The 19,095-nt window shown below is 46.0% G+C and carries 9 protein-coding genes; all 9 read right to left on the reverse strand.

The features are described from left to right. Positions 1 to 20: 20 nt before the first annotated feature. Positions 21 to 2,408: a hypothetical protein gene (locus tag AC58U0_RS05075; RefSeq protein ID WP_497377937.1), complete on the reverse strand. Its 2,388-nt coding sequence runs from the start codon at positions 2,406 to 2,408 to the stop codon at positions 21 to 23. Positions 2,409 to 3,024: 616 nt separating this feature from the next. Then, positions 3,025 to 6,888, reverse strand: a complete 3,864-nt coding sequence (locus tag AC58U0_RS05080; protein ID WP_497377938.1) for a glycosyl hydrolase family 2 protein — start codon at positions 6,886 to 6,888, stop codon at positions 3,025 to 3,027. A 69-nt stretch (positions 6,889 to 6,957) separates the two neighbouring features. After that, the gene (locus tag AC58U0_RS05085) at positions 6,958 to 8,265 is read right to left on the reverse strand and encodes an ABC transporter substrate-binding protein (RefSeq protein WP_057303785.1); all 1,308 of its coding nucleotides are present in this window, start codon (positions 8,263 to 8,265) and stop codon (positions 6,958 to 6,960) included. A 167-nt stretch (positions 8,266 to 8,432) separates the two neighbouring features. Then, positions 8,433 to 10,424, reverse strand: coding sequence for an alpha/beta hydrolase family protein (locus tag AC58U0_RS05090; RefSeq protein ID WP_497377939.1), 1,992 nt, complete (start codon positions 10,422 to 10,424; stop codon positions 8,433 to 8,435). 26 nt (positions 10,425 to 10,450) lie between these two features. Further along, positions 10,451 to 11,743 (reverse strand): Gfo/Idh/MocA family oxidoreductase, encoded by a 1,293-nt coding sequence (locus AC58U0_RS05095; protein ID WP_497377940.1) that lies wholly within the window; start codon positions 11,741 to 11,743, stop codon positions 10,451 to 10,453. Between the two features lie 54 nt (positions 11,744 to 11,797). Beyond that, the gene (locus AC58U0_RS05100) at positions 11,798 to 11,926 is read right to left on the reverse strand and encodes a hypothetical protein (protein ID WP_497377941.1); all 129 of its coding nucleotides are present in this window, start codon (positions 11,924 to 11,926) and stop codon (positions 11,798 to 11,800) included. Positions 11,927 to 11,961: 35 nt separating this feature from the next. Beyond that, positions 11,962 to 15,114: an S-layer homology domain-containing protein gene (locus AC58U0_RS05105; RefSeq protein WP_497377942.1), complete on the reverse strand. Its 3,153-nt coding sequence runs from the start codon at positions 15,112 to 15,114 to the stop codon at positions 11,962 to 11,964. 194 nt (positions 15,115 to 15,308) lie between these two features. After that, positions 15,309 to 16,187 carry an ABC transporter ATP-binding protein gene (locus tag AC58U0_RS05110; RefSeq protein WP_497377943.1) on the reverse strand — a complete coding sequence of 293 codons (879 nt, stop codon included), beginning with the start codon at positions 16,185 to 16,187 and terminating at the stop codon, positions 15,309 to 15,311. A 1-nt stretch (position 16,188) separates the two neighbouring features. Further along, positions 16,189 to 19,089: an ABC transporter permease gene (locus tag AC58U0_RS05115; RefSeq protein ID WP_497377944.1), complete on the reverse strand. Its 2,901-nt coding sequence runs from the start codon at positions 19,087 to 19,089 to the stop codon at positions 16,189 to 16,191. Positions 19,090 to 19,095: the final 6 nt, after the last annotated feature.

The following is a 19,095-nucleotide window of genomic DNA, read 5'->3' on the forward strand; positions in this document are numbered from 1 at the left end:
ACTTACATCGTAAGCGTATGCTACTCAATAATCGATTCCTCGGATAACGGCATCATACCGTCCAAACTGTCCCAAATAAATGCTTTTAAACTGTAGCCACTCACTTCTGCAGGCAGCAAAAATCCAGTGCTCAACGTTTTTGTTTCTTCAGGGGCAAATTCTTCAATAAGTGTCGAAAAATCAACCATTTTCTTGTTCGCATCAAACAACACAACAAACAGCGTAATTTGCTTTGCATGCGGTGTTGTATTTGTTATTTGCTTCTGTGCAATCATATCCGTTGATGATACTAACGTCGTCATTTCAGTTTCGTTTAAATTGTAAAAATTCGGCTTTCCTGCCCAAAACGTATAATCGATCGAAAAGCTTTTCATACTCTCGTTACCTGAAGCGTCAATTGCAGAAATCTCCATTTGATTCATTCCTTCCGACAACTGCACCGGATATGAAAACGGAATGTTGCTCGATGTGTATACGGAATCTACAACCGATACGCCGTTGTTCTTGATCGTTACTTTTGATTCCTCATCTACAGTTCCTTGTACGTTGTAAAGAAAGTCTTTCACGGAAGTTGGTGGTACAGTCATATGAAGTACGGGTGCAACCGGATCAAAATGAACAACGCCAGAGATTTTATCCGAGTAATTGCTGCCAGCTCTTCTTGCTATTAATTCAATGTTATTTGCGCCAGGAGTCAACTCGACATCCACTGAAAATTGATTCTGCGCTAGTCTGCTGTCATAGACAAGAGTTTGATTGTTATAGACAGCCAAGGTTACACTTGTTTCATCTAAGGAACCCTTCAATGTATACTTGGATTTATTCGTCCAAGGTACGAATGAATCCGCTTTCAATCCAGTCGGAACCCGCTCAGCCATGACGAAGTAGCCAGCGTTTTTGCCTGCATTATAATCGGTTACATTATTCAGACCCATTGTGACAGTAGATCCAGAGGCCATATACTTTTGATAAATTTTGAATGTATAGGAAAGCGCCGGGTCAGCCAATTGTATGGTATCACCGGTATCCTTCCATCCCGAATCTGTTGACAGCCATGCAGGCGGTGTTTCCCTTTGATCCATGGCCACATAAATCGAAGCCTTATCCCGGACCGGAAAAGTAGCAATCTGCATGCCTGTGGAGCTTCCCGTATATTTCATTGTATCTGCGTGTGTTTTGATCCAATCCATGCTGCTATACTTCTCTGGAAGAACGGTAATCTTGAGTGCAGACGTTCTGTCTGCAAATGGCTCGTCATCAACATGAAGACCGGAATTGATTGACCATCTGTTCGCATTGTAGTTGTTATATGCCGTAACGGTTCCGATCACGTTGGTATCAGGAGTTTCGATCGGTGTAACGGCGTAGGGGGTGGCTGTAAATTCCGCAATTTCACCCTCGTAATCTATTTTTGCTGTTTCATCCCTGGTAATTACGGCTACGCCTACTATGTATGTCTTGCCATTCGTTAAAGCAACAGCCGTATTGGTCACAGGGTCCCAGATTTTGCTTGCCGAAGGAGACGCATATGGCGGAATAGATGTAGGAATAGATGTGTATGTCGCAGTCGTATACCAAGGATCTTCCGCTTTCTCCTTTATTTTAATACTATATTTGGAAGCCCATGCGTCCGGTTCTATCCACATCGCGATCGATTTATCTCGCCCAACCCAATAAGCGATTTTAGGCTTTGCTGGCATATAATTCGGTGGCGTATGCGAAACTTTGATGCTGCGAACATAAAGCTCGCCATTGCCCGCCGGGGTGCCGATGGATATCTTTTTCACATCAATAGCATCGTTTGTATTTTTTCTAGCAGAGATAAGCGTACCGTCAAACCACATGTTAAATCTCTTCGTCAGTGTATTTAGTTCAACTTTTATCGTGTGCCATTTGTTCAATTGATACGGTGTTTTGAGATCGACTGGCGCTGTATCAGGCCAATAAACCACACCTTTCGAAGAATCCAAACCCGCAATCACCAGCGATTTGGTACCTGCGGCATTCGTGAGGTAAATAATCTGGTCCTTGGCTTTGGAAGTACCCGGCTGCATAAAAGTTATCTCTGCCGTTACTGTACCGGTTTTTATCTCGCTGAAGGTTTTATTGATCAAGAACTGGCTGGTACCCGCACCGTTAACTGTAAGATGCAGTGCTTTTTGTTTAGCTATCGGATCAACCTCAACTACTGCGCTGCTCGTGGCGCCTGATGGAAGTGTGGAATAATCAAAACCAAGTTGCGAGGCCGACTGGCCCTCTACTGCGCTAGAAAAATCTTTGTCTAGCAACGTGGTTGGTTCAACAACTGAATCTGCGGCAGCTGCAGGAGGTTGCCCCAGCATTCCGACTCCTAGCAGAACATTTAACAATAACGCGAAGCATAGTATACGTGGAATTTGAATACGCAAATTTATACACCTCCAGATGCAATTTGTCTAACTTCCAATGATCTACATGAAAATTCAATGATCCCCCCTTTCCTTATATAGTTTTCGAATTTGATAACGCTTGCATTTACTTGTAAATCTTTGGTTCACATATCCGATGTCTCGATGCTTTCACTAAAATGTATAATAGAATGAAAAAAACATCATAGGGCAATAATTCCATAATTATAGGTTGTTCATGACTTAAATCCCCTAGACCATTGTAATTTATAGACTGCTATTCATTCATCCAAACTTCTTCTACATCGAGATGTCTTAAATCGGAGTCCTTCGTCATCTATCCACACTTGAGGTTGCCGGATGAATGATGTTGTAAAAAGTGCAACAATTGCTGCCTAAATCTAGCCTCTCACCCTTCGTTGTTGCATAATGTACAATAATTTGGCCCGATACAGCCGATTTTGCAGTAAATGGGCTCAAAATGTTGTACGAACTGCAACTTCAAGTTGCAAAATAGCGTTTAGGCCTCCCAATTGTTGTACAGAATGCAACACTAGTATCCACAATAACCATAACCATTCATACAGCTGCTGAACTGCTCAATATGGCATCGGAGGCCAGTTATCTGAAATCTTACTTAAACATCACCCGTAACGATCACGACAGGTCCATATAAACCGCCGGTGGGAAACCATTCCTGCCAACCAAGCTCATCCTCATTTCGGCCTCGGTTCCAATAGGTTACCTCAGGATTTCCTCCCACCAGACTTGTTGGCTTGCCGACTTCGTAGTGTGTGCCAAGTGTGTTTGTCACCCGGATCCTAAGCCGATGTTTGCCTTCAGGCAATTTCGGCAGTGTGAAGCGATACGGTCTCCAAAGCCTCACTCCTAAAGGTACACCGTCTACCCACACTTCCGCGGTCCCCCTGACGTGCCCCAATTCAAGCTCGGCACCAACGTGAGATGAAGTCTCAAAAACAGTTTCGTACTCCACTGCGCCGCTATGATGGGGCAAACAAAGTGAGGTCCGCCAATCGCCCAACGAGCCTTGTACAGGTGTCGTCTCGAAGCGAATCGGTGCAAGAAGAACGGCCGCTTCTGTAGAAGGTCCATCTGGAGTTATTCTGACTGCAGCTAAGGCTCCAGCTAGCTGTGGCTTAAACTCCACATTGCCGCCATTTGCTGCGACTTCTGTGCCATTAATCCAAACGCGCATCTCCCCTGCGCTTTCGATACGCATTCTCTTCGCTCCTATGGGCAGCGGAAAGCGCAGCCAAACGGGTCTTCCGTTGCAGGCAGGATCAGCAGAGAAAAAGAGCGGCTTCGGCTCGGGAACAGATTCAGGCATAAGCCAGCCCACCATCGGAAGCGGATGCGGCCTGGCGGAAATCCATAATGACTCCGTTTCCGCAAACTGGAGAACGGAGAAATGATGAATACCTGGAGCATTCCCTTGTTCGTCGAGCCAATTTTCACCAGAGAAGAAAGTTATAGTCTCACCATTCTGCAGCTCAATGACTCCGTCTACAAATACCTCGCCTTTCCCTTCGGGTAAAGCAACCCTGACTTCATTCATGCCGTATTGCCATAGAGCCGTAACATCTATTTCTTCCTGGCCTTGCCGGATGTAAGGGTTGAAGTCCCCGTGCTCGGTCACATTGACACCGTTCACATAAAGTATGGCTCTCCCGCGAGCGGCAAACACGATTCGAACCCGTTGATATGGGTGATCGCGTCTGCTTTCGATTTGGTACATCAAGCTGGATTGCAGATTAGGATGCTGGGTAAATAACCATTTCGGAAGTGGCAGACGCGCGATCGTGTTCACTTCAATGCCTGCCCTTATGACCCCGTTTCCGATAGCCTGTGCCCTCAATAGCAATTCATTGCTCCCTTCATGCAACTCGATCCATGCCGTTTGCTCCTCGGGCCCCCCGCTCCATGCAATCTCCTTGCCATTGATACGTCCAATGATGTTGGAGTTACTTTCCGACCGGATCCAGTAGCGTCCACCCGAAGGTGCAATTACAAATGTTTTTGCCCAAACGAATTCTCTTTTTTTCAATTCACCAAGATTGAGAAATCGACGAGGAACACGACCCATACGGCCCGCCCAAGAACGCATGGCAAGATCTCCAAACACGTTACTGTACACTTTTTGTTCAGAATGCAATTCGTCGAACTCTTCTCCATGGCATACATGCCAATATGCGGATTCGCTCCACAGTCTCGTCAACCAATTGGATTCATCCAAACCGGGTTTATGCCAGTCAGCCTTCTCCCCCTCTGTCTCCTCCCTCTCTAAGCGCACACTCATCATGCGTCGTTCGATCGGCATAAAGCCGTTATGTTCGCCATGCAAATCAAAGTCCCCGTACCGGTTGTCCAAAGTGGGCTCTACTCGGATGCGCCAATCGCCAAATGCCAACTCAAGCCTTTTCCCACTTGCTTCCAATTGACCGATTTGTGCTGGAAAGGGACGAATTGGGAAATCTTCATGATTATTTTCCGATGCCGCAATGGTTGCATTCGGCTCAGCGCATACGATCAACGCAGCAGGCCAGGATGTGAATGGAACTCGCAATTCAATCCAGTCGCCTTCGCGTTTATACGGAATCGGCTCCATAGATCCGTTAACCGGATCCCAAATCTGAGGCTCACGATCTGTTCTTAATCGGTAAACGGCAGACTCCGGTATTGCCGTATCCGGACACGCTGGTTGATGCATGCTTAACAAAGCTCCGTTCGCTGGAAGCAGCAAGTAGATGTCGGCATCCTCGATTTTGCGATGCAAGGATTCACCTGGTCCCTCCACCCTTTTCGGAATACGGGATTCCACGAGTGCTACTGCATCTTCTGCTGTATCGACATAAACGGCGCAAGCCAAATCCCGCTCCGATTCTGGCACATCTACGGCAATCACAAAACCGCCCTTTTTCAACCAAGCTTCGATTCGCGCGCGTGCTTCCTCATCCATAACGGTTGTACCGCACAAAAGTAAAACGGAAAACCGCTCATCCGCGATTTTAAGTTTGCCCTCTTCTGACGTCGCCTTTTGCAAGGCACTATCGTCTGCAATATCGAAATCCAGCTGCGCTTTCCTTAGCGCACCAGGCTGTTTGTGATCTCTGCGACTCCAACTACCTGTTATTTTCCTATATACGTTTTGGATATGGGCTACTTGATTGTTATGCTCACGATTCGAGACCCCCATCGGATGCTCATTTATTTTCCCATCCGCCAAAGACAAGTATCCGCATACCGCATATGACGGGTAATGGACAGCAACGTCGCAAACGTGCGTCCCCTCACTTAATAAATAACAAACACGGCTAATCGTGTCGGCAAAGACCGGATAATGCTCGAAATAAGGCTGACGCCATCCCGTATCGGGCGGAGCCCACTCCCACCAACCGCCACGGGTGCTATAGTAAACGGCATGGGGACTATAGACGGTTGCACCCGCTTGAAACCATGGGATCAACCAATGCATCGTTTCCTCCAATGTCCCGCCCCAGCCACTGGAATGGAATGCTTCTAAGAATACGCGTGAACCGCCGTGTAAATGCGCCATCGATGAATGCGGCTTAATCTCGCCATCCATGTCACTTCCTGATGCGTTATACCATCGATGTGTCCGAAAATAATCCAAATAAAGCCGCTGCGCCCCGTTAGGATCTGCTCTTCTGGCTGGTCCGGCTTGATCGCAGCAAATGAGCATTCCGCGCTGCCGGTGCCATTCACCGAGTGGAATAAAGAACGATTGCTCAGCAAGTTCAGCAGCAAGACGGTATACACGGCGACGCACTTGTTCAGAACCAGGAAGCGGATCGTACAATGCGGGTAAAAGAGGCGTTAACTCCTCCTTATACCTTTCCATGTATCGAGCCGTCAACTCAGGTGTCCACAGTGGAAGCGGTGGAAGTTCGTCCTGAAAGCTTCCCGCAATCGTCTTGCCGAGATCATATGGGAAGCGGCGCTCCATTTCACCGTGAATCCGGTCAATCAATTGTTCAGTTGCCTTAGGATCGAGCCAATTGAAGCCCTGACGTACCGCAGCATACACATAATCGTTTGTTTCAAGAAGGACTTCCGAAGACTTTGGCATCTCCTCGCCATGCATGAAACGGCGTAATTGATACCCGGCCATTTCTGGATCCTCTGTCACAATACGAGATGGCATGTTGGATCCGGAAAATCCAATTTGATCATAAAACCAAAGATACATGCCCAATCGCTCTGCTTCGCGTAAAGCAACCTCGAACATGCACCACCAATCCTCGCTTGCAAACACGGGAAGATCGCTCACGGAACCATACTGTGGTCCTGTAGGGGCCAAATTAATAATGCCGATGTTGCGCAGCCCTCCGTCACGAATTTTTTTCATTTGCCAGCGAATACGCTCCGCCGTTACCTCTTCAGCACTCCACCACCAGAAGGGGACCGGTCCGAAACGCGGGTCTGCATTAGCAAACTTTTTATGTAATTGGAATAAGTTCATTTGTTCCTCTTCCTCCCCCAGCTTCGAGAAAAAACTCCAGTCCTCAAACTGGAGTTTCGACGAAAAAGATTATTTGGCGGCTTTCTCTGTTTCAATACCTTTGGTCGATTGTTCTTCGATCATCCGCAGCGCCGTCATTGAATCTTTGGATTCTCCAAAAATCAAAGGAGAGAACACATTATGGAGCGGCACATCTATATAGGTTAAGCCATTAGCACGTGCAGCCGGAGGCATGGCATTTTGACCGTAGAAAATCGACTGAACGTGCTTACCTTGCATTTGCGGCAGGTTTTTCCCAAACGCTTCTTGCACCGCAGGTGTCTGCAGCGAGCCGATAATGCCTTCTTTGGCTAAATTGACTTGCATCTCTTCGGAAAGCATGTATTGAATAACTTGGAACGCTTGATCCTTCTTCGTAGATTGCTTCGTAATAAAAGCCGCATACATATTCGGTTGCGCTTTCGTATTAGGAGCATCGGCGAAGGACGGCATGGCGGCGATATCGAAATTCAGGTTCTTATTTTGCTCATACCATTGAACGATTTTCTCTGAAACATGGACACTCATCGCCATTTTCCCTTTTGGGAAATCGTCCACCGAAGTAAATTGATTAGCCGGTATCTCGAAGAACCGTCTTAAGTTGTCAACTTCCTTCTTCCATCCGTCCGTTGCGAGTACTGCCTTGTCCTCTGTCAAACTGAACGGTGATAGCCCGAGTTGATTATACGTCATATACAAACCGGGGTGCTGCTGGTAGCCCTTATACGTATTTTCTCCTTCAACACGAGTCAACTTCTTGGCCAATTCGTAAGCTTCATCGTAGGTCATGCCGTCTTTGGGATAATCGACTCCAAATTTATCAAAAATATCCTTGTTGTAGAAAAGAACGAAATCGCTTAATTGGTAAGGTAATCCGTATATTTTCCCTTCCGGCGTTTTATTTTTCATCTTTGCCATGGCCGCTGGATTTAATTTGCTGGTATCGAAATTATATTTTTTGATCAATTCGGTCATATCGTATTGGAGATCGTTCTTAATAATACTCTTTTCAAAGTTGCCGCTCGAATTCTCGATGATGATATCGGGAATCGTACCGGCCGCAATCAGATCCTTATACTGTCGGCCTGGATTATCCCAATGCACATGTTTAAACGAGATATCAGGGAACTTTTTCTTCAGGTATTGCCCGATTTGCTTCTCGTAATTTTCTTCTTTCGCGTAAAAGGCAGGGTATACCGTATAAATGAACAATTCGTTATCCGGTGCTTTTGTTGATTTTTCGACTGCTGGACTTTGTGCAGTAGGTGTTGATTCACAGCCAGCAATAGCGGTGATTGCTATCGCAATCAACAAGGATGATTTCAGATACTTTTTCATACTTTTTTGAACCTCCTCAGTTTTTTGCTTAATCATATTATTTAATCTTACTTTATTACGAAATTGTAACGCTTTCATTGGGCGGTATTTCATTTATATAGGCTCATCATACTTTCAGTTCCCGCGCTAAATTCAGTTCTTCAGGTCTCATTGCCTTCAGCTAGTTATCAGCTCACAAAATCGCTCCTAACAAGCGTAGAATCGTAAAGCTTACCTTCCTCAGTAAGCCATCTATCCACATCAGGCAGATCGAAATATCGGAGCATCCCTGGAAAAATAAAACTTAACGAGTCCGTTTCATCGTAAAACGGTTCCTTGATCCAATCGGAGATACTATTCATACGGTTCTCCATGCAAACATTCTGTACGCGTTCATCAAGTAAAGCCGCCAATCCAGCGTATATGGCATATCGTCCGCTTCCATATAATCGAATGTCCGAAGGATCGATATTGGATGATCCAGCTGCAAGCTCCACTGCCCGCAGTACATCGTATGTCCGTATGGCAGCCATACTGTCGCCAAGCCACATCATCTCGTCGGTATATCTGTCCATCATGCCAAATCGTTTGAAAGGTTTGTCCGTAGGCGAATTCAAATGCGGGAGAAGCGGTCCGATCCCTGTTGGATTGAGCACCATGGCAAGCCGTCCAGAAGCACAAGTTTCTTCAATCCACTTGGCATGCGCTTCGAGCTGGCTCGATCCGCCGTCCCAGACAGCAATGGTTACCGGGAGTTTATTACCCGCAAGCTTCGAATCAAAAAATTGTAAACAATGGTTTAATAATCCTGTCTGACTCCACCAGATCTTGCGGATCACCCACATATTCGCAATTTCCCCTCCGCCAGACGGACGCGGGTTAAGGTCGCAATGCTGTCTGTCTGAAAGTACACGCATTCGAAGCCATTCGATAGCGCGCTTTTTTCGTTCGTCTTCTGGCAATGCTTCACGTGACCTCTCAAATATCGCTAGCCGTTCCCTATTTTCAACGTGCGAACTTTTCGCATTCTCCAACTCACCGATGACCTGCCCGCTTTGTGTACACCGGAGCTGCTCGGCAGGGATCAGCTTGATTTCTTCATTTGAATATTCGTCGGTACGTCCGAGCAAATGCTTGGAGAAAAACTGTGCCGCCGCACGTGCCAATGGAATCGTAAATCGATGAACATTTTCATCTTCGAAAATGTCCAGATCTTCACCTCGGCCATACATCTCCCAAAATCTCCGGTTTACAGCTACTGTATGCCTGGGACCCTCAATCGGGACGGAATCATACGTGGTAGCAAGAATGCGCACAGGCCGTGGCGCCATAGCCAATACAATGTCTTCATGGTCGAAACCTAGCGCGGAGAAACCAGGCCATTTCTGCTCAGCATCTTGGGCTTTGCCGGTTAACAGAAAGTACGGCCGATTCATAATAAATCCGCCTGGCGCCGCTGCGGCAATGCGATGATCGTACATCATAACCAACGAAGTCTGCGTTCCACCGCCTGAATGGCCAGTCACACCAATACGGTTCGGGTCGACTTCCGGCCGAGTACATAAATAATCTATCGCCCGTACGGCGTCATGGAGCATGTAGCGGGCTAAACTATCCCCTAACGGCATACACTGACGCCCGACATTTTCATGTTCAGTAACGCTAGTCATCGGTGCCTGTTTGGATTCTGGATCATAAAATCCGAACCGCTCCCCCTGACCGACTGGGTCTAGCGACATCACGACAAGACCAGTATGGACCATGTAATGGCAAACTGTTTGGTATTCGTCACAATGTTTAGCCTGTTCACGATGCCCGCATAGAAGAAGTACCGCTCCACGAGGCTCAGTTAACCCGTCGGGAACATACAAATTAGCAGTCGCGTATACATGTGGCCTCGGTTCGAAAATGACTTTTTCAACACGGAAACCGTTCCCTTCAACTGTACCTGTAACTCTTGGATTTAACGGTGTATCCGAAGAAGGCATGCCGCCGATGCAGCTTTCCAGCCCTTCGCGAATTTCCTGCTGCCGCTGCTTAAGCTCTGACTTATCCTTGATAGCTGAACGTGCTTGTTCGCCCTTCTCAGCTGCGCGCATAGCGGATTCGTAAACCCAACGCGGAAGCTGGCTTTTCACATCAAAGTGGGCGATTCCCACATTCTCTAGATTCTCATACACAGTAGTTATGTCCCCCTTTTTTCATATCAGTCCGTGTTCGATGAAACCAACAGGTCGGCTATGCGGACAGGCAAGCCAGTTTGCACGGACTTCCATATCGCTTCACCTGCCAACACAGAGTCAGCTCCCGCTTCCGCACCAGCCATAATCTCATAGGGACGAATCGGATCTGGTCCTAAGAACAAATCTTCCAAAATGAGAGGGTCCCCTCCTCCATGCCCTCCCGGACGCGGGACCACATGGATCGTTTCTTTGCCGCCGAACAAAGGGAAATATTCAATCGTTTGCTCGGGTACCTGATGCGTTGTCCGCTTGGACATCACTTCCTGAGTTTCAATTCTCCCCTTTGTCCCGTTAATAGCCAGTCGATACCCTTCATAAGGCAGTGAAAAGTTAACGGAATAACTCATCATGGCACCTTTGTTATACTTAACAACCGCAGCGTACGTATCTTCAATATCGATTTCCGAATCGAAGATGCAGCCGTCCGCGCGATATCCGGTATAGCTGCCCACTTTTACATCCATATTGGTCAAATGATCGTCTTCAGGCACAACCTCCTTGCTCCGTGTAGACCATCGCATGAAATAGGCACAATTCCGCTTGACTTGGCATGTTCCGCAGTGCCTTCCGTCTACCTTCATAGGATTTAGCTCGCCTTCTGGACCAAAATAATTCAGTGCACCGTATGCAAACGCCTCCACCGGCTTTTGATCGATCCACCAATTAACAAGATCAATATGATGGGTGCTTTTATGTACCGACAATCCGCCGGAATTGCTTCTTTTACGGTTCCATCTTTTAAAATAGCTTGCGCCATGGTACGTATCGAGATACCAATTCAAATCGACCGATGTCACCCTACCGACTCTATCTTCAAGAATCAATTCCTTGATTCTCGTGTGAATCGGGGAGTAGCGGTAATTAAAGGCTACATACAGCTTCCCCTTGCTATTGTTCTGTGCATCCAGAACACGTTTGCAATCTGTTCCGCTGGTAACCATTGGTTTTTCCGAAATGACTTCAAGATGGTGCTCCAATCCTTTAACAATGTAATCCGCATGGGTATGGTCCGCGCCTGCGACAATAATAACGTCGGGGCTCGTTTCCAGAATCATCTGTTCAAATTGATCAGGGAGATAAACGGGCAGCCCGCTTAACGCCGGAAATTTCTTGAAACAATTCGTAAATCGTCCGGGATCCGCATCGAGCAATCCAACAATTTCACAATGCGACTGAAAGGTTTCCAGCATGTTCTTGATAAACATGCCGTTTGCTCTAGTACTAACTCCGCAGATGACATATCTTTTTCTTGCCAAAGTGTTCGCCCTCCAATCTTAGGTTAAGTATACAAATATGCGATGGGCAAAGAATTAGTAAATACGATCTTGATTATAGGTCAATCCTGTCGTAGCCATACGGTGGATCAGTACGATAATACGTGTCACTTCAACCATTATTTCTAATGTCCTAAAAAAAGAAGTCCCTGCCGAATTAGCCAACAGGGACTTCCTTATTAAAAGTAGTTACATGCCAATTATTGCAAATTAACTACAAACGCTTTGGAATACGTTCCCGCAACGACATAAATCGTAAATTGCTTAATGTTGCTTGTACCGCCTTTTTTGGTATAAGTTAAAGTGAAATCGGGATTGATAGTGACCGTATCCTGTTGAGCAGTCGTCGTACCGTCAGCATAAACAAGGTCGCTGATGAAAGCCTGAACTCCTGCAATACCTAGTAAATAAGTGGCTTGATGCAGATTAACCGTACCATAACTCGTGGTAGCCTGTAATTTGCCCAACAAGCTGGAATCCCAAATGTACTTTCCGTTTAGCTGAGCCACCGGGTCACCTGTAATCGTAGCTGGACTGCCATTTGTCTTAATCTCACTAGGAATAATTGTATCCACATTGGCCCCTTTAGTTATGGTGAGCTTCTGCACGCCTCCAAGCGGAGAGTCGTACCAAACCGTCAAATTGGTTTTACCAGAATCGAGCCCAATAATCCTATTTCCTCTAGCGCCGATGACCTTTGGGTTATCAGAGGTAACCGCCTTTGGTGTAATGGAAAAGGCTTCAACGCTTGATCCATCTTTAACTTTTACTATGGCAGTTTGGGTAAGCATCGAATAGTCACTCATTAAGTACGTTACATCCGTAACAGTGGCAGCTACTCCGCTGTCGAAAAGCGTTCTTGCAATCGCAAAGAGATCGCCGCTGCTCGACATTTCAACAGAGTAGGTCAAGTTCGCATTCGATATGTTCTTGATATCTACCGTTACCGAATCGGTGCTCAATGTCTCTAGAACTTTCCCACTCAAGTCAACTTGAACGATCGAAGCTGACAATTTGTAACTCCCCGACAAGGTTTTAGATGGGTTGAATGTGATGCCTTGTGAGCTTATATCCCTAACCCCTTTTAGTGCCGTCGGACTCGTATCTGTGAGTGATACAGCTCCAGAAGTATTTGAAATCGCCCCCGTATCGCCACTGATTTTCTCGAGTTTCAATTGAATCTTATAATCGTCTCGGTTAATTTTGTATTCAGTACCGGTTTGATCGTAAATGATGAATTGCGCTTTGGCCGTCGTCACTCCAGTACTGGAAAACTTGGTATTCACCCCATTAAGCGCCAATACGTTAGGAGCAGAGCTATTCAGATCTACTTTAATTGAATCCGGCTTGCGGGCAGCCGAGATATTGATTGGAAATGATACGGTTTGACCGAGCCCATTAAGTCGAATATTAATAGCTGCTGGACCTGCCCCCGCCACCTGTTGAACGATAATTGCTCCTGTAGAATTAATTGCCGGATTAGCCAGTACAAGACCACCAGTGGCATAGATCGTAATTTTACCAGCCGTTAAGAGATCCGCTCTTTCGGTGGCAGTCAATTCATAATTAGATGAATCTACGATTTTCAAATTGACTGAGACGTTCGTATCGCCTTCCGTTATCGGATTTGTTAAGGGACCCATCGTGACAGAAGTGGGCGCCTTCGGCGTCTTCACTGTAACTTTCTGGAAAACCTGCTGATTGTCGTAGAACAAAGTGACAGTTACTTCCTTATCGCTATCCAAATTCGGGTAGGCTACTAATTGTAATTCAGGATAACCATCGTTTTCAAAATCGATGAAATCATTCTGGCCGTCAGTTCTAAATACATTTCCCAAACCCCCAGTAAAGGACTTACCTATTCCGACGTTCAAATATAGCGGATCGACAACGCGGTTTCCATACTGGTCATAAGCTTTAAAGGCAAGGTAGGCCTTCTCTCCGGCTCTAAAGAATAATTGCCCGATCGGGAGTTTCAGATTGCTTTTCACATCACCTAAATCGACTTTTTTCACTAGCGGAGGATCACCTACGATAAATGATTTGGTCACGGATATATAACCGCTCTTCTCAAGCAAAAAAACGGTTATCGAACTATTCGGAACTATGTCGCTTAAATCGAGGCTGATCGCGTTGACTCCAGAAAGTACTGTAGCCGCAATGTTCTTTTGTGCAGAAACGAACACACTCACATTGCTTGCTGATATTTTCTTCATCTTTTCTCCATACTGATTGGTTGCGCTGTACTCAACGAGGGCTTTGGATCTAGGAAGCTTCTCCGTTGCGGTAACAATCTCCAGCTTGGTGACGCGTTCATTCTCAGGGGTAAATGATATGGTTCCGTTCGCAACATCGACTCCAGACAATGTTACTGTATAAGTACCGAATGTGAATGGATCGTCCATATCAAGCTTGGCTGTCACATTATCATCCGACCAATCGGTGCCTCCTGTAAATACCAAAGGCTTATTATCCGAATCTACTGAACCTTCTTTCGTAACAGTCAGAACAGCCTTATCGATATCGACATCCCGATTCAGTCTTACGGTCATTTTGCTGTTACCGATCACTTTTAACTCGGCAATAGAAGCTTTTGCAGGCTTCGCCGTTGTTGCATGCAACTGCATCGCTGCATAAGCTGCCAGAGCAAAGTCTTTTCTTGTAACAGGGACATTACCTCCGAATTTGCCACCAACTTGGTTAGTCATGATTTTTTGCTTAAGCGCGTAAGTTACGTAGCTCTTGTATGTAACGTTTACCGTTTCATCCTTGCTAGGCATCTCTGCTTTCGCTTTCTCATCCAAACCAAGTCCCTTGATCAGCAGCATGGCAAGTTCTTGGCGGGTCACTTGCCCGGTTGGATTGAACTTATCTGCCACATCGTACGTAAGAGCCGAGTTCTTCAAAGCCTCGATATAAGGACGTGTAGGGTCATCCGATTGGACGTCGGAAAAGTTCGATGTTGCAACCGCTTTGTCGATGCGTAATCCTAAAATGATTGTGACCGTTTTCGCCAATTGGGCACGAGTGATTTGTTGGTCTAAACCGAAAGAATCTACTGACGCCGTATCGATCGCATCCATTTTTAATAAAGCGTTAATCTTTTTCTTGTCGTCCTTCGAAGCATTTTTCAAATCGCCAAACTGGTCGGCCAGATACGTGTCTGAAGTTACAGACGATGATGGAGTTGTTGCTTTTGTAGTTGCCGCTGGTGTCGCAGATGGTGTAGTCGATGTTGAAGGTGTGGTTGTCGTTTGTGAGGTTTGCGACGAGGTATCAGCCGCATAAGCCATAGGAGATAAGCAGTAACAGAAAAGTAAGAACGATAAGAAAAGCGCAATTTGTTTATTCATTGGATGCATACACCTCCCAACAAGCAAAAGCATGTGAAAATAAAACGCTTACATTTCGCTTGAACACTGTTGTCTCTCTGATCACATCAACCCACTCTCCAATCTCAGTTTACTTGCATGACCTAACTATATGGCAAAAATGCGAACTTTTTATAGGGGCTTTTATGCATCTTTATAGGTTGTTTACTTCATCATTATTCGGGTGGCAGAAGTACGATTCTGCCCTCCTCTAACGTAACTTGGACTTTATTCGTATCTTTCACTCCTATTGATTCCAAGTAGTTTGAAGGAATTTGTAACCGACCCGCTTGGTCCAGCACCGCATATTCGACGTGCGACTCTTCTTCCTGCTCTTCGATACCATACACCGCTTCAAGCAGTTCTTGATCGAACGATTTACGCCTCACTATTTCCGAGGAAGTTTTCCCGTCTCGAATCGCTACTACGCGATCGACTTTTTTGGCAAGCAGCGGATCGTGCGTAACAATAACGACAGTGAGCCCCAGACTCCGGGTCAAATGCCGGAACAAATCCAAAATTTGATTGGCCATGTTCGTATCGACTGAGCCGGTTGGTTCATCCGCGAGCAAGAGCTTCGGATGGTTTGCCAGCGCTATAGCGATGGCAACTCGCTGCTGTTCTCCGCCTGAGAGTTGGTTCAGTCTGTTTTTCAACCGATGACTGAGGCCTACGGCTTCCAGCAGTTCCATGGCTCGTTCTCGCTTGCGCTTGCCCTGAAGTAAGATGGGCAGCTCCACATTTTCCAATGCCGTCAAGTATGGAATTAAATTCCGTGCATTGTTCTGCCATACGAAGCCTACCGTCTCTCGTTTGTAACTCACGATGTCCTTCTCTGACATGCTGAGCAAATCTTTGCCATCCACCCTTAGACTGCCAGCCGAGGGGCGGTCAAGCCCCCCAAGCATATTTAGCAGTGTCGACTTACCGCTTCCGCTGTTGCCGATAATAGCCATCAATTCACCAACCTCCACTTGCAAGTCCAATCCTTGTAACGCGACTACCTCCAAATCAGCAATTTTATAAATTTTGACCAGATTATTACAATGGATCATCCTAATCCTCCCCTAACTTAACAGCTTGATGAATTCGGATTCGGGATACGAAAGAACCAAGTACCCCCAATCCAATCGCGATCATCAAAGTGACGATCCAGTACAGCCGAACTTGATCACGAGGATCAAATGTAACTTTGAATGGCGGTACCTGCGTTTTCGGATCAAATGACAATTCAAATAAGGGTACGAACAAATGACTCGCCAAGTTACCGGTCAGAATTCCAATGAGAATCGCCGCACCGGAGATCAAGATTTGCTCACCAATAAGCATCAATATCAACTGGAAAAAGGAAATGCCCATCGCTCTCAAAATGCCGAACTGAAGCGTCCGAGCAAATAAGGAGAGAACCCAATATAACAGGAAGCCAAAAAAGCAAATAAAGATCGATATCAGAAACCCGAGCGTCATCACACCATTAATGGCCATCTGGAAGGGATCCTTGATCGACTTAATCAGTTCCTGTTTGGCATCCCTCAAAGACTCTATCTCATAGCCATGATCGACGATGGCTTGATATACCGCTTGACTGCTAGCCTCTGGTTTCAGCTTCAACCAAACCTCATAGGGTTCCAGCGCAAGATTGTTTTGAATATAAGGAAGTTGGCCGATCACAAGATTTGGCTTCTTTATTTTCGTAGTGGACCCCTGCTTCGTTGTGGTTGTCACTGTGTCATTCACACCGGGGTTTGGATTCCAAGACGGCCAATAATCAATCACCCCGTACACGGTAAATTGGGCGCCTTCTACGCCTTCCCAGCCAAGAGTCATGGTGTCGCCAGGTTTCAGGCTGTATTCTTCGGCCATCGATTTGGAAATTAAAACAGCAGACGGGTTGCGAGCGATCAAGTTTAAATAATCATTGATATGATGGTCAAGTAAACGATCGCGCATCCATGCGGTTTCACCGAACTGTTTACTTTCGATTCCCATAAGTTGTATATGTTCAGTTGTCTTTCCCCGAGTGTAAATCGCATCCTTTTTATTAAACACCTTCGCGGCGTGTTCCACACCATTAAGCTGAGTAAACGGTAGGAATGACGGCTCTGTATATTGCGTCTTATGTGGAGCATCGGAATCAGCATTGGAATCAGCAGATTCCTCTTCGGATTCTTTCATTAAACCGGTCAAAATAGCCGGAGGGGCATCATTCTCCCAACGGATTTGCATCGTGATATCGGCACCCGCGGAGTAATGGATTTTATCAGCTGTATTCTTGTTGATCGTACGGGTAGCACTGGCACTGAATAGGCCTGTGGCAATTGTGATAATCAGAAAAACCATAATAAATTGATATTGAATGGTCGAACGGCTGACTTGTATCAGTGTGCTGTAAAGGGAAGGTGGCCACCAACGTCTGCCGACCTTAAACACCAAACGCATAAACCAAGGGTAAAATCGAAGAATGAACAGACCCATACCCAATATAAAAAGTGCCGGAATGAGAAATAACAGTGGATCTACCTTTAAATCGCCGGACTTTAAGCCAAGCGACAGCAGCTCTTTAATTCGCGTTTTATAATTATTCAAGCCGTAAAGGGCTATCCCAATCAACATGACATCTATGAAATATTTATGCCAAAAAGAGCTTTTCTCCTGTCTTGCCGACTGCTGTTTTTGCCCGACAATCGTTACCCTCATGGCAAGGAATACCGGAATCAGTGTCATCACAAGTGAGCTTGCGACAGCAATCAACCCATACAGTAAAGCATCCCGATTCAATTCAACCTCAAGCTTAGCCCGCTGTACGAATTCAAGAAACCCGCTCGAAGCACCCAATAGTTTAGTCAAAAAAGCACCGAAATACGGCCCGATGAAGAAAGCCATCGTGCCGAGCACTAAGCCCTCCACGACATAACTGAAAATGATTTGCAAGCGACTAGCTCCCCGACTGCGTAATACGGCGATTTCCGTTTTCTGGCGTTCCGTGATCAAGTTTGCAACCATGTACAAGTAAAAGGCGAGCATGAGCATAACGGGCACATTTAACGACCAGAGCATCAGCCTTAGATTGGTTTCTTTTACGTAATAGGCACCCAAAGTTTGTAAGGCAGGAGCATTCGTATTGTGAGTTTCGTAACGTTTCTCCATATGAGCCGTGATCGTGCGATGAGCATCAATGAAATCGTTCGTGGATACTAGCGACATTTTGCTATAATCAAGGGCCAAATACCAATAGCTTGACTGGATCGTCAATTTGCCACCGGCTGTAAACTCTTTTTCAAACATATCAAAATCGATCAGAAAGCTGTTTTTATAGCTGCTTGGAATATTATACCAGTATAGATCTGCGTAATCCTTACGATCAAATACGCCTACAGGCTTCACGTAAACCGGTTGCTTCATATTCTCATCTTGGATTGTAAAAACGGTATTCAGCACCATGCCAAGTTCTGTCAAAGCTTCTTTTACAACAAGCGCTTCATACACCCCATTAATCGGCTCTTTCTCCGGTAGACGTCCATCCACTAGCCGAATGTGTTCCTCCATACCATCAATGGCAGAGAAATCCGCTGACCGCTGTATGTGGATATCGACTTTGTCTGGTTCGGCCGGAGTAAGACCATATCGCTCTGTCGACCTTTCACGGACGAGATGCTGGACAGGAAGGCCAAAGCGATTACTGGCTTTGATCAGAAATTCATCGGTTTCAGAAATTTTTTCGTTCTTTTGCTTATCTTCTGGAACCAAATTTGCTGACAACCAATAGATGCCGGGATACTGACTGCTAGAGGTTTGCAATTGCTGCAGCTCCTGAATTAGTAATCTTTGCAAGATCGCATTTGTATATATCGGCATCGTGCTCGTAAGAGCCACAGATAACACCAATCCGAATAGCAGGCTAAGCTCCAGCCATTTATTATTGATCATTTTGCGCAAGATCATGATAAATAATGCCAATCTCTT

It is taken from the genome of Paenibacillus sp. J31P190 (genome assembly GCF_059692075.1).

Bases quoted from the DNA above. Each gene is read 5' to 3' on its own strand.
- AC58U0_RS05080 (WP_497377938.1), bottom strand. From the start codon at position 6,888: ATGAACTTATTCCAATTACATAAAAAGTTTGCTAATGCAGACCCGCGT.
- AC58U0_RS05085 (WP_057303785.1), bottom strand. From the start codon at position 8,265: ATGAAAAAGTATCTGAAATCATCCTTGTTGATTGCGATAGCAATCACC.
- AC58U0_RS05105 (WP_497377942.1), bottom strand. From the start codon at position 15,114: ATGAATAAACAAATTGCGCTTTTCTTATCGTTCTTACTTTTCTGTTAC.
- AC58U0_RS05110 (WP_497377943.1), bottom strand. From the start codon at position 16,187: ATGATCCATTGTAATAATCTGGTCAAAATTTATAAAATTGCTGATTTG.